At 59.8% G+C, this 11,681-nt stretch carries 16 protein-coding genes and 1 pseudogene; 15 read left to right on the top strand and 2 right to left on the bottom strand.

Annotated features, from left to right (window positions below):
• The first annotated feature begins 100 nt into the window (after nucleotides 1-100).
• The 8 genes and pseudogenes from nthA to AC1D1Z_RS28595 form a co-directional block, all read left to right on the top strand.
• Nucleotides 101-718 (top strand): nitrile hydratase subunit alpha, encoded by a 618-nt coding sequence (gene nthA / locus AC1D1Z_RS28630; RefSeq protein WP_018245356.1) that lies wholly within the window; start codon nucleotides 101-103, stop codon nucleotides 716-718.
• A 9-nt stretch (nucleotides 719-727) separates the two neighbouring features.
• Nucleotides 728-1,054, top strand: a complete 327-nt coding sequence (locus AC1D1Z_RS28625) for a nitrile hydratase accessory protein (protein WP_018245357.1) — start codon at nucleotides 728-730, stop codon at nucleotides 1,052-1,054.
• A 165-nt stretch (nucleotides 1,055-1,219) separates the two neighbouring features.
• Nucleotides 1,220-1,408 (top strand): CbtB domain-containing protein, encoded by a 189-nt coding sequence (locus AC1D1Z_RS28620; RefSeq protein ID WP_026188663.1) that lies wholly within the window; start codon nucleotides 1,220-1,222, stop codon nucleotides 1,406-1,408.
• 13 nt (nucleotides 1,409-1,421) lie between these two features.
• The gene (locus AC1D1Z_RS28615) at nucleotides 1,422-2,147 is read left to right on the top strand and encodes a CbtA family protein (RefSeq protein ID WP_477852301.1); all 726 of its coding nucleotides are present in this window, start codon (nucleotides 1,422-1,424) and stop codon (nucleotides 2,145-2,147) included.
• Between the two features lies 1 nt (nucleotide 2,148).
• Entirely contained in the window at nucleotides 2,149-2,412 is a 264-nt protein-coding gene (locus tag AC1D1Z_RS28610) for a hypothetical protein (protein ID WP_032981250.1), read from the top strand.
• Nucleotides 2,413-2,483: 71 nt separating this feature from the next.
• Nucleotides 2,484-3,509 carry a GlxA family transcriptional regulator gene (locus AC1D1Z_RS28605; protein WP_018245361.1) on the top strand — a complete coding sequence of 342 codons (1,026 nt, stop codon included), beginning with the start codon at nucleotides 2,484-2,486 and terminating at the stop codon, nucleotides 3,507-3,509.
• Between the two features lie 334 nt (nucleotides 3,510-3,843).
• Complete coding sequence (gene rpsU / locus AC1D1Z_RS28600; RefSeq protein ID WP_018245362.1) at nucleotides 3,844-4,083, top strand: 30S ribosomal protein S21; 240 nt, start codon at nucleotides 3,844-3,846, stop codon at nucleotides 4,081-4,083.
• 35 nt (nucleotides 4,084-4,118) lie between these two features.
• Nucleotides 4,119-4,304 (top strand): annotated as a pseudogene (locus AC1D1Z_RS28595) (AAA family ATPase); the annotation flags it as partial.
• A 547-nt stretch (nucleotides 4,305-4,851) separates the two neighbouring features.
• Here AC1D1Z_RS28595 and AC1D1Z_RS28590 read toward each other — a convergent pair.
• Nucleotides 4,852-5,244: a limonene-1,2-epoxide hydrolase family protein gene (locus AC1D1Z_RS28590; RefSeq protein ID WP_018245365.1), complete on the bottom strand. Its 393-nt coding sequence runs from the start codon at nucleotides 5,242-5,244 to the stop codon at nucleotides 4,852-4,854.
• A 112-nt stretch (nucleotides 5,245-5,356) separates the two neighbouring features.
• On the opposite strand from AC1D1Z_RS28590, the gene AC1D1Z_RS28585 reads away from it, so the two are divergent.
• The 6 genes from AC1D1Z_RS28585 (at nucleotide 5,357) to AC1D1Z_RS28560 (ending at nucleotide 10,742) form a co-directional block, all read left to right on the top strand.
• Nucleotides 5,357-6,271 (top strand): LysR family transcriptional regulator, encoded by a 915-nt coding sequence (locus AC1D1Z_RS28585; protein ID WP_018245366.1) that lies wholly within the window; start codon nucleotides 5,357-5,359, stop codon nucleotides 6,269-6,271.
• A gap of 410 nt (nucleotides 6,272-6,681) precedes the next feature.
• Nucleotides 6,682-8,031 carry an NfeD family protein gene (locus AC1D1Z_RS28580; RefSeq protein ID WP_018245367.1) on the top strand — a complete coding sequence of 450 codons (1,350 nt, stop codon included), beginning with the start codon at nucleotides 6,682-6,684 and terminating at the stop codon, nucleotides 8,029-8,031.
• Between the two features lie 28 nt (nucleotides 8,032-8,059).
• Nucleotides 8,060-8,824: a slipin family protein gene (locus AC1D1Z_RS28575; RefSeq protein WP_018245368.1), complete on the top strand. Its 765-nt coding sequence runs from the start codon at nucleotides 8,060-8,062 to the stop codon at nucleotides 8,822-8,824.
• Between the two features lie 193 nt (nucleotides 8,825-9,017).
• The gene (locus AC1D1Z_RS28570; RefSeq protein WP_018245369.1) at nucleotides 9,018-9,284 is read left to right on the top strand and encodes a type II toxin-antitoxin system ParD family antitoxin; all 267 of its coding nucleotides are present in this window, start codon (nucleotides 9,018-9,020) and stop codon (nucleotides 9,282-9,284) included.
• The gene (locus AC1D1Z_RS28565; protein WP_018245370.1) at nucleotides 9,281-9,577 is read left to right on the top strand and encodes a type II toxin-antitoxin system RelE/ParE family toxin; all 297 of its coding nucleotides are present in this window, start codon (nucleotides 9,281-9,283) and stop codon (nucleotides 9,575-9,577) included. Before AC1D1Z_RS28570 ends, AC1D1Z_RS28565 begins: the two co-directional genes overlap by 4 nt.
• A 589-nt stretch (nucleotides 9,578-10,166) precedes the next feature.
• Entirely contained in the window at nucleotides 10,167-10,742 is a 576-nt protein-coding gene (locus AC1D1Z_RS28560) for a dihydrofolate reductase family protein (protein ID WP_018245371.1), read from the top strand.
• Between the two features lie 229 nt (nucleotides 10,743-10,971).
• Here AC1D1Z_RS28560 and AC1D1Z_RS28555 read toward each other — a convergent pair whose 3' ends face one another.
• On the bottom strand, nucleotides 10,972-11,343 hold the full coding sequence (locus AC1D1Z_RS28555) for an antibiotic biosynthesis monooxygenase family protein (RefSeq protein ID WP_245458282.1): 372 nt from the start codon (nucleotides 11,341-11,343) through the stop codon (nucleotides 10,972-10,974).
• A gap of 167 nt (nucleotides 11,344-11,510) precedes the next feature.
• Here AC1D1Z_RS28555 and AC1D1Z_RS28550 point away from each other — a divergent pair.
• Nucleotides 11,511-11,681, top strand: a 171-nt coding sequence (locus AC1D1Z_RS28550; protein WP_477852304.1) for a transposase, incomplete at its 3' end; no start/stop codon positions are given.

Raw genomic sequence — 11,681 nt, 5'->3', positions numbered from 1 at the left:
CTCTACGCCCACTATGTCGAGGCACCGGAAGCCGGCGAAGCCTCCAAGGCCGCCTGAGACGCACACCAGTCGCCGCCATTCCAGTCAAGGAGCCACAACAATGATGGACCGTTTTCACTATCGCCAGGACCGGGAAGCCTACAGCGCCGCCCGCGTCAAAGCCCTGGAAGCCCTGCTGATCAAAAAGGGCGTGATCACCGACAAAACCGTCGATACAGTCCTCGATTTCTTCGAGACAAAGATGGGGCCGTTCAACGGCGCCAAGATCGTCGCGCGCGCCTGGGTCGACCCGGCGTTCAAGGACAGGCTCGTCGCCGACACGCCGAAGGCCATCGCCGAACTTCAGTTGCCCGAGGGCATGGCGGGTGCCGAGGGCGAACACATGCGCGCGGTGGCCAACGCCCCCCATGTCCATAACCTCATCATCTGCACGCTTTGCTCCTGCTATCCGTGGCCGGTGCTCGGCCTGCCGCCCTACTGGTACAAGGACCCGACCTTCCGCAGCCGTGCCGCCCGCGAGCCGCGCGCCGTGCTGACGGAGTTCGGGCTGGCGGTTCCCGATGCGGTCGAGATCAAGGTCTGGGATTCCAGCGCCCAGATCCGCTGGTTCGTCGTGCCGGAACGCCCGGCCGGCACGGACGGGCTTTCCGAAGCGGAACTCGAGGCCCTGGTCACGCCCGAAGCGATGATGGGTGTCGCCGTCGCCAGGGCAGCGTGAGGAGGGGACATGCTGACGCAATTCGAGCATTTCGCCGTCACCGAGATGATGGGCAGCACCGACAACCCGCCGCGGGCGAACGGCTCGCTCTGCTTCGGCAGCGAGTGGGAGCGAAAGGCCTTCGGCATGGCGCTTGCGCTCGCCAAGGACGGCTTCTTCGAATGGGACGACTTCCGCGACGAGCTGATCAGCACGATCAGCGCCTGGGAAGCGGCCCATCCAGTCGATCGATCCTCCTGGAATTATTATGACCAGTTCCTGGCCGCCCTCGAAAAGGCCGTGGCGAAATCCGGCGTCATCGACGCAGACGAGATCAAGGCCGCCTTCGCGGCCTGATCACCATAGAGCGCCGCGCGTCCCGCAGGACGCGCCAAGGACGTTCTATCACTTTGAATTGGCGCATGATCCTTTCCGAAATCGATTCCGATTTTCGGGGTTATGCGCTGGCCCTTCAGTCAACATGTTATCGGCGCCAAAGGCGCCATGTCGAAAGGTTTTCCGATGTCCACGCCCTATATCGTCTCATCCTCGGCACCTGTTGCCACCGCTTCCGCCACGAGGATGCTTCAGTCGGCGATTGCCGCCTGCCTTGGCCTCATGATCGTCGGCTTTGTCGGCTTCTCGCATATCGAAATCGTCCACAATGCTGCGCATGACACGCGCCACGCCAACGCGTTTCCGTGCCACTGAGAGGAGAATGACAATGTCGCTGTTTCGCTCGATCGTCTTCACCGCGGTGCTCGTCGGCAGTATCGTCGGAACCGCTGTCACGGCCGTCCAGTTCCTCTGCACGAGCCAGCTCATCGCCAAGGCTGAAGTCTACGAGAAAGCGGGTGAGGCACTGCCGGCGGCAGGCGCCGCAGCCGCTATTCCCGCCGGGCACGATCATGCGGCGATGGCCACTCATGACCATGAAGAGGGAGGTTGGGAGCCGGCCGACGGCGTCGAGCGGACGGCCTTCACGCTGGCCGCCAATATTCTCACTGCCATCGGCTATGCGCTGGCGCTGACCGGGCTGATCTCGATGCGCGGCAAGGCCCTCGGCTGGCGCGAAGGGCTGATGTGGGGACTGGCGGGCTTTGCCTGCGTGATGATCGCGCCGATGCTGGGATTGCCGCCCGAACTGCCGGGCACGCCATCCGCGCCGCTTGTCGACCGGCAGGTCTGGTGGATAGCGACGGCGGCCGCGACGGCTTGCGGCCTTGCCCTGATCGCCTTTCATAGGAAGCCATGGACGGCGGTCGCCGCCATCGTGCTGATCGCGGCCCCGCATGTGATCGGTGCGCCAGCCGCGCCAGAGGGCCGGCATGCGCTGGCTCCGGAGGCGCTCGAACATCAGTTTATCGCCGCCGCAGCCATGACCAGCCTCGTCTTCTGGGCGCTGCTCGGATCGCTGACGGGCACGTTCTTCCGGCGTTTCGAGGCATAGGGTGGAAGAGTTGCACCTGACATGGCGCGAGGATATCGACGCGCTGCAGTTTGACGCCGGCAACGGCGGCCACTGTTTCGTCCACCGGCTTGCGCTGCGGACATTGCTCGGCGCCAGGCCTTCGCCGGACGAATGCCTCGCCTTCGCCAGGCGTAACGCCCCCGCCTTGCTCAGTGCCGCCCGGCAGAGGATCGAGGCCGGCGAGGCACCGGCACAGCGGAATTTTCATCTCGACAGCCGGCAGATCCGCCGCAGCCTTTCGTAAGCTGGCAGGCTAATTGCATGGATTGAACATGCGGGCGTTTCCGGATCCGCATCGCAACAGGGGTCAAGGCAATGCGCGTTGTTATTCTTTCCCCGCCCGGGGTCCAGTCTCTGGATATCGTCGGTCCCGCCGAAGTCTTCTGGGAAGCCGCCCGAAGGCTTGGCGACACGGATGCATACGACATACAGATCATGTCGACAGGAGCGGCGTCCGTCAACGGAACGGGCAAACTCCGGTTCCTCGCCGACCGGACGATCTTCGACCCGGACGAGCCGATCGACACGCTGCTTGTCGCTGGCGATCCGTCGTTCCAGACGATCGATCCCGAGGTTATCGCGTGGCTGCAGCGGCGGGTGCCGACGGTCCGGCGCTTCGGGTCGATCTGTACCGGCGTGTTCCTGCTGGCGGCTGCGGGGCTGCTCGACGGAAAAAAGGTAACGACGCATTGGGAATGTGCCGGMAAGTTCGCCAGAGACTTTCCGGCGATCGATCTCGATCCCGATGCGATCTATATTCGCGACGGTGCACTCATAACGGCTGCGGGCGTCACATCGGGCATCGATCTGGCGCTCTCGCTGGTCGAAGAGGATCACGGGCGCGACGTCGCGATGATCGTTGCCCGCTACATGGTGATGTTCATGAAGCGTCCGGGCGGACAATCGCAGTTCAGCGCCCATCTCGTCGGCCAGATGTCGGAAACGACGCTGATCCAGAAGGCGCAGGAATATGTGCTGGCAAACCTCGACGCTCCGCTCGCCGTCGATGATCTGGCTCAGAAGATCGGCATGAGCAAACGCAATTTCGCCCGGGTGTTCCGCCGCGAGCTCGGCATGACGCCGGCGGATTTCGTCACGGCGGCGCGAACCGACGCTGCCCGCCGTCTGTTGGAAGATACCGCCCAGCCGCTGCAGAAGATCGCCGCCATGTGCGGCTTTAGCGACGTCAATGCGATGCGCCGCGCCTTTGCGCGAACGATTGGAGTGAGCCCTAACCACTATCGTGGCCGCTTTCAACGTTCCGCGCCTGCCGGTATCGAACGATCCAAGTATATGGTTTATGAGACCCGCCAGCCGCGCCGACAGGAGCTGCGATTGTAATGGACGTTCATGCCCTGATCCCCGAAAACTGAAGGGGGACTCTCAGGTCAGAGGAAAATCCCGGCGGATTCGGTTGTGATCTTGCATCCGAAACTTACGCAACGAGACCAGTCACCGTTGGCGTTTCTCATGCGCAGCGGCCTGACAAAACCTAGCTCTTGAGAGGATATGAACTTCTGACCCGCCAATCGCGGGCAGAGCTTACTCTAGCCATTTGCGACCGTGCTCTTGAAAGCGGTTGCGACAGAGAATCTAGACAAACTGTCTTCCAAGTCTTGATCATCAATGTGCATAGATCTAATGAGGCGCGCGTCAGTGACCTTGGGAGTTTAGAATGCAAGTTATGGTACGTGACAATAACGTTGAGCAAGCGCTCCGTTTTTTGAAAAAGAAGTTGCAGCGCGAGGGCGTTTTCCGGGAGGCCAGACTTCGGGAGCGTTTTGAAAAACCCTCCGAAAAACGTGCTCGTGAAAAAGCCGAAGGTATCAGGCGTGTCCGCAAGCTGGCTCGCAAAAAACTTGAGCGGGAAAGCGGTATCTCGGCCCCCAAGAAGGCGAGAGCTTTCGCTCGCTAGCAGGGATCGGGCGACGAATTTTTCTTCTGTCGACGATGATCGTCGGGCCTCGCCGGGCGGGCAAAACCACGCTCGTGCGAAAGATGGATGAGGAGAGCCGCCGCTACATCACGCTGGACGACCAGACGGCCCTCGCCGCTGCGCAGTCCGATCCCGCCGGATTCGTCCGCGGTCTTGACCGGGTGATCATCGACGAAATCCAGCGCGCGCCCGAGCTGTTGCGTAACCGCTGTTCCGGCCCGACGTTGCCCTCRCCGTCCTAATCTGTGATCTTCTTTCCATGGACGAGCGATGGAAGTTTCTCCATGGAGACTACATCGGAGCTTCTCACAACCAGGAAGTCTGGACGTGAGCTTCAACGTAAGCGGCATCGGTTTAACGGCGCTGCGTAGCGTCGCATCTACAGCCGGGCTGTTTCTTGCGTAGAGCGCGAAAGTCCTTTGTGAGGTCTTTTTCCCGAAGGATCGCGGCGAACATCTCGGGCTGATAGTCAATGATCAGCAGAGCCACCTGGTCGTGATTCCAAACGGCGTTTTGCGGAGACGCCTTCTGTGATTTGGAAACGCCCTTCGCGGCCGAAGTCGCTGCTGCCAGTTGCGGCAGGCCGCTAACGGCGACTCCAGCGGCCATCAGCGTTAGCACATCACGGCGAGCTATATCGGAGGGGTCATTCGTGTTGTCCTAGCGATGCGCGAGGGCGCACGGCTGCGCCCCGGGGCTGGAGAGGCCCGGCGGAGGGTGATGTGTTTATGGACTTGGCTCTGCTGCTTAGTGTTTGATCTGCGACAGCTGCCGGTCGAAATCACCTGCGTCGAAATAATCGCGCCACACGGTAATCTTCCCGTCAACCACCGTGATGGTCCCCATGACGGGGAGCGTAATGGTACCACCACTCTGGTGACGAAAGATGTCAACACGTTCGTTCAGGACGACGTTGCCGTCTGCCGCGATCGCTTTCACCTGCCAATCCAAGGTGAATGCGGTACCGATGCCGAACTCCTTGTGGAACTTCGCGACGGCGTCAGCGCCGACGATATTAGGGAGCGGGACGTTGTCGTAGACAACGTCGGAAGCGAGCATTGCCAAGGCCTCGTCGACGCGATTGGCATTCCAGTGGCCGAAAAACGTCTTGGCGATCTCAATTGGTGTAGAGTCTGGCATTGATGTCTCCATTGCTATCGGCGCTGCTGTTCATTTCGAATAAGCATCAAGAGGTCGCTTGAGAAGCCGATGAAACTCGATATGTTTTATCGGACTTTCCGATGGGGCTGTTATGAAAGACGTTTCGCTTGAGCGCCTAAGGGCATTTGTCGCCGTAGCGGAGCAGGGAGGCCTTTCAGCGGCCGGACGCTTCCTCGGCAAGGCGCAGTCGGCGGTCAGCGAGGCCGTCATAGCCACGGAGTCCCAACTTGGTTATGCCCTATTCCGGAAGAATGGTAGGCGCACCGAACTGACTGAACATGGCAGGGCATTGTTGCCGGACGCTAAGGCTGCGCTCGATGCAGCCGATGCGTTCAGAGCCAAGGCGGCGAACTTTCAGGGTCACATAGAAGCGGAACTTGCGTTCGCGGTGGATGTGATGCTGCCAACATCGAGACTGACAGCCGTCATAGACAGGTTCAGGCGGGAATTTCCCCATACCACTCTCTCGGTATATTCGGAGTCGCTCGGATCGACGTTGCAAACCGTCTGGGACAGCCAGGCTTCGTTTGCGGTCATTGGCACCTTGCCCGACGCGCCCTCTGAATTCGTGACGACACCGCTTTGCGACATACCCATGTGTCTCGTCGTCGGAAGTAGCCATCCTCTCTCAATGGAACGAGAGCCGATCACGCATTCGGCGTTAACTCAGCACAACCAGCTTATAATATCAGACAAGACTTCTCGATCAACTGGGCGATCTTTCGGGGTGTTTTCGCAGAAGGTCTGGCGGGTGGCCGACCTGGGCTCGAAACAGGAATTCCTGCGTGCTGGCCTCGGGTGGGGGTTGATGCCAGTCCATCTCGTCGAAGAGGATTTGAAAACAGGACGCCTCCGGAGACCTCGGACCGAAGTTGAGAATTCACCGGATGGGTGGAAGCCAATACCCCTGTCAATTGCTTTTAAGCGATCACGGCCGCCCGGGCAGGGTGGGAGGTGGATGATCGACAATCTCATAAGCGAGTTGGCTTTACCTATAACTGATTGACAAAACGCGGAAGCCCGAAGAACGAAATGGGAGATTGCCCTGTCACCTGCCAAATAGGCCGGCGCGACGGAGGCCGGGCCACCAAGGTCATGGCTGAGGATATAGAAGCGTTCAACACCTTCGGCGTCCATCGGTTCAATCATGTCCTGCGCGATCGTGCTCGGCTCTAACCGCCGAGCGGCTTTTCGCTATCGGCGAACCCTCGGAGGTCCGAGACCTGCTCTGTCGCAGCGCTCGAACTGATCACATGCGGATGGGATTGTGCTGCGGGGGACGCTTGCAATGTTTCTAGCCGCGCTTGACTGGCGCAGAGAAAAGACTTGTCTCTTACCGTTTCGCAGTTCTGCCATATATTTCAGAATATGAGAGTCCGGCGGACGATTGTGTGGCGTTTGGAGCTTTGGCGGTGGATGCCGTCAATCCTTGCTTTGCTGCTGACGTTGTTCTCGGCTTTGGGCCTGGCGACGCCCGCATCTGAAGCTGAGCGTGTCGCCATAGTCCTGAAGATGAACGGGGCGATTGGCCCGGCGACGGCCGACTATGTAAGACGCGGCCTTCAACGGGCCAATGAACGTGGCGCCAGCCTGGTTGTCCTGCAGATCGACACGCCCGGCGGTCTCGACACGTCGATGCGCGACATCATTCGTGCGATCCTTGCCTCCTCGATACCGGTCGCGAGTTTCGTTGCACCCAGCGGAGCACGAGCCGCCAGCGCCGGCACCTATATTCTTTACGCAAGCCATATCGCGGCAATGGCACCAGGCACCAATCTGGGTGCGGCGACGCCGATCGCACTTGGCGGCCGACCATCCGATGGTGACCGAAACGACAGCCCTGATACGACCGGCAAGCAGCGGCAAGTGCCGCGCGATGCCGGCGAGGCGAAGGCGATCAACGATGCGGTGGCCTATATCCGCGGTCTTGCGGAACTGCGCAATCGCAACGCCGACTGGGCGGAGCGCGCCGTGCGCGAGGCCGCGAGCCTTTCCTCCGCCGCAGCTCTGCGTGAGAAGGTCATAGATTTCGTGGCGGCCGATATAAACGATCTCCTCGCACAGGCGCAGGGCCGGGTCGTGCGGGTCGGTCAAACGGATGTCCGGCTCGAAACATCGGGTCTCATCGTCCAGGAACTTGAACCAGACTGGCGAACCCGCCTGCTTTCGGTGATCACCGATCCGAACATCGCGCTGATCTTGATGATGGTCGGTATCTACGGCCTGATCTTTGAGTTTCTGACGCCCGGGACGCTGGTGCCGGGAACGATCGGCGGCATCTGCCTGCTGCTTGGTCTCTATGCTTTGGCCTTGCTGCCGGTGAGTTTTGCGGGCCTCGGGCTGATTATTCTCGGCGTGGGTCTGACGGTGGCCGAGGCGCATTCGCCGTCCTTCGGCGCACTCGGCGTCGGCGGCGGCATCGCACTGGTGCTCGGCGCTACCATCTTGTTTGACACGGACATACCCGGGCTTAAGGTTTCCTCGTCGGTGCTTGGCGCAATCGCCGTCGCCTGCCTCGCTCTTAGCCTTGTCATTGCCCGTCTCGCCTTCATCTCGCGCTGGCACGATGTCGTCACCGGCGGCGAGCAGATGATCGGAATTTCAGGCAAGGTCGACAGCTGGACGGGCATCTCGGGCTTCGTCATCGCTCATGGCGAACGCTGGAAGGCCATTTCAACTGAGCCGCTTGCCGCCGGCGACCGTGTGAAAGTGACCGGCCGGGATGGGTTGACGCTCGAAGTGGTCCGCAGTTCGCAGGAGGCCTGACGGCCTTCAGAATGCAGGAGGAAAAGTCATGGGCATGTTTGCAGATCTCGCCTTCTATCTTGTGATCATCTTTATTCTGCTCGTCGTCGTCGCATCTGCGATCAAGATCCTGCGCGAATACGAACGCGGCGTGGTTTTCACGCTTGGCCGTTTCACCGGTGTCAAGGGGCCCGGCTTGATCCTGCTCGTCCCCTATGTCCAACAGATGATGCGGGTCGACCTGCGCACGCGGGTGCTCGACGTGCCCGGCCAGGATGTCATTTCGCATGACAATGTTTCGGTCCGCGTCAGCGCGGTGATCTATTTCAGGGTCGTCGATCCCGAGAGGTCGACGATCCAGGTCGAGGACTTCATGATGGCGACGAGCCAGCTCGCCCAGACCACACTGCGCTCGGTGCTCGGCAAACATGACCTCGACGAGATGCTGGCAGAACGCGACAAGCTCAACATCGACATTCAGGAAATCCTCGACGCCCAGACGGATGCCTGGGGCATCAAGGTCGCCAATGTGGAGATCAAACATGTCGACATCAACGAATCGATGATCCGCGCAATTGCCCGTCAGGCGGAAGCCGAGCGCGAGCGGCGCGCCAAGATCATCAATGCCGAAGGCGAACAGCAGGCTGCAGCCAAACTGCTTGAAGCAGCCGAAATCCTCGCCAGGCAACCCGAGGCCATGCAACTTCGTTATTTGAGTACATTGAACGTCATCGCCGGCGAAAAGACCTCGACGATCATATTTCCTTTTCCGATGGAGTTCGGCAATTTGATGCCGCCCAAACCGGACCGATGAGGACGCCTGCGTTGTTTTTGCCGATGGAGCGATGGTCCTGCGGTCAAGGTGCTTCAGCCAGATTGCTGAGTTAGCAATGGCCGGCGCGGACAGCAGGAGGGAGAGAGAGAGAGAGAGAGAGAGAGAACGATCACGCTTGATAATAGTTGATAAACGACATATCTTGTCTCCATCAAAACCGATGGAGAGCAGAATGATTAGTGCCGATCTGGGAAAGCAGCTCGAAACCTATATCCAGCAGCTTGTCGACACAGGTCGCTATGGCTCGAAAAGCGAAGTCCTCCGCGAAGGTGTTCGACTGGTTCAGGACCGGGAGACCCGGCTTGCCGCACTGGATGCTTCCATCACGCGCGGCATTGCCGATGCCGAGGCGGGCCGGACTAAGCCAGCGAGCGATGTCTTCGACCGGCTCGAGGCAAAGTACAGTGTGATGGCTGATCAGGCCGAAAAATCGGCATGATCCTTGAATTTTCCGACGAGGCGGAGAACGATCTTGAGCAGATTGCCGATTACATCGCATGGGACAATCCACGCCGCGCCCTTTCATTCGTCCGGGAGCTCCGCAGCAATTGCGAAGACCTCGTCGACAGCCCCAACGGTTTCGCCCTCGTTCCCCGCTACGAGCACCATGGTATCCGCCGACGCGTTCATGGCAACTATCTGATCTTCTACCGCGTCGAGAACGCGAAGGTGATCATCGTCCATATCCTGCACGGCGCCACGGACTATGGCGCAATCCTGTTCGGCGAATAATTTAATGGGTAGATCCGGGGCGACCTCGCGCACTAAAGCCGAGCTAAGCGGCTACCCTCGTCTCAGTGTCATCGCGCGGATCAGCCATTCCACAGTCATGCAGTTGATGAGATAGGAACCGGCCCACCTGCACTTTTGAAGGTTTCATGGGTACGACGCCGACGCATATCGCTGGCAAATCGACGCGCCGGCCGATTATGGACCGAAGAAGACGCTCTACAGCCGGTACTTGCGATGGGCCAAAGGCGTGGGGGGACACCGCTGCGGTTCTTTTAACTGTTCGCATCACCTCGCAGGACCATCCGCTGATCTCGGACGAAGGTGCGCCCTATGTCGGATTACCTCTTCGACGATCCGACCCTAGCAGCGACCGGCTTCCCGGTCGCAAACGGCGAAGTCGATGGCCCCGTCCGCTCCGCCGCTCTTAGCCTCGACCCGCAGCATCCGGATCAACGCCGTAAGCCCGAAATGGCCGAGGAGTTCGGACGCATCAAAAGGCCGCGACGAGTTATTCGTTGCTCCAGATGTAGATTTGACCGACACTCATACGTCTTGAAGGCGTAACCTCAACCGGTCACGGAGAACGCACATGACCAAGGTCGCTTTCAATATCAGCATGTCGCTCGACGGCTTTATTACCGCAGGAAGCCAGACCAGGGAGGAACCGCTCGGCAAGAACGGCGAATTTCTTCACGGATGGTTCTTCAACGGCGGTGCAGAGGGCGATGCATATGTGCAGCGCCTCACCAGCAATGTTGGCGCCGTGATCTGCGGGCGCAAATGCTATGACGACTCGATCCCATACTGGGACGAGAACGGGCCGACGGGGCCGTTAAAGCTGCCGCTTTTCGTCGTCACCCACCGGCCTTTACTCGCCTCGCACAGCACTGGAATCTATCACGCGGCTGGTTCAATTCCCGACGCGGTGAAGCAGGCGAAGTCGGCGGCCGGAGGCAAGGATGTGAGCCTCATGGGTGGAGCCGACGTCTTTCGCCAAGCACTGGCCGGCGGGGTTGTCGACGAAATCGAGTTGCATATCGTGCCGGTGCTCTTTGGTGCTGGGACTCGGCTGTTCGACACGATACCCAATCAGATCACGCTTGAGCCGACCAGCATGCTTGACACGCCGCTCGCTCGGCATATCGCCTATCGCATTGTGAAGTAAGCGAACGCTACCAGCCATGTCTGATTACTAAAGCATTTGAAACAAGCAAGGTCGTCGGTACAAGTCCCACGCCTTGAAGGGAATCGAACCGTCGATCCCTTGTTTAAGTGCTGCTGGCATAAAGGGTATTTATGGAACTCTTAAGTTAAGGTTACCTTGGTTCTATGCGAGAAATAGTCGTCCAAGTATTGGGCAACCACGCCCAGATGTAAGCGACGGTTCGGCAAACTCAACCGATGCGACTTTCGGGTAAGTCACCCATGGGCTCGCCTCGGTAAAAGAGCCCGGCCAACGCACCGGTCAGAGGCGGTGCGCGATGACCTCGAACACCTGCATGACGGGCGGCCCGGCCAGAAAAGGGCGCGGTCAGCGGTCGATTGGCCGCCATGTGCGGGGATGCGCGGTGCGCCTGAAGCGCGGCATCATCCTCGTAGATTTCAACGAGCGTGTAGCTGTCAGACAGAGTGGTCGACTTGAACAGTTCGTACAGGCGGTTGCCCGGTTCGTTGGCCTGTACCGCAGCCGCCTGAACGGCGAAGGCACGTTCGAATGCTGCACCGCTGTCAGGCGTGACTGCGAGTTCGACCATCAATCCAATCATCGTAGTGCCTCCGAAGCTTTGACAAACCAAGGCCCGACCCTGAAAGGGCCGGGCGGTGGTAGTTCACTCGTGCGACACGAATTCCTGCGGTAAGCCCACGGTGAAAGCCGTCTTGCGATGACGGGCTACTGACTGGCAGTCCTAGTGGTAACGCTAGGAGTAGTCATATGACGAAGCATCCAATTGAGGTGATCACGTCCGTAGAGCGCCGTCGGCGCTGGTCACGCGAGGACAAAGAGCGCCTCGTCGCTGCCTGCTTTGAGCCGGACGCGGTTATCTCTGAGATTGCTCGCGCGGCCGGTATCCATGTCAGCCAGTTGTTCCGTTGGCGCAAGGAG

This window comes from Rhizobium sp. P1_E1 (assembly GCF_056406015.1).
The sequence above is the reverse complement of the archived record's forward strand: the minus strand, read 5'-3'. Positions and strand labels throughout refer to the sequence as shown.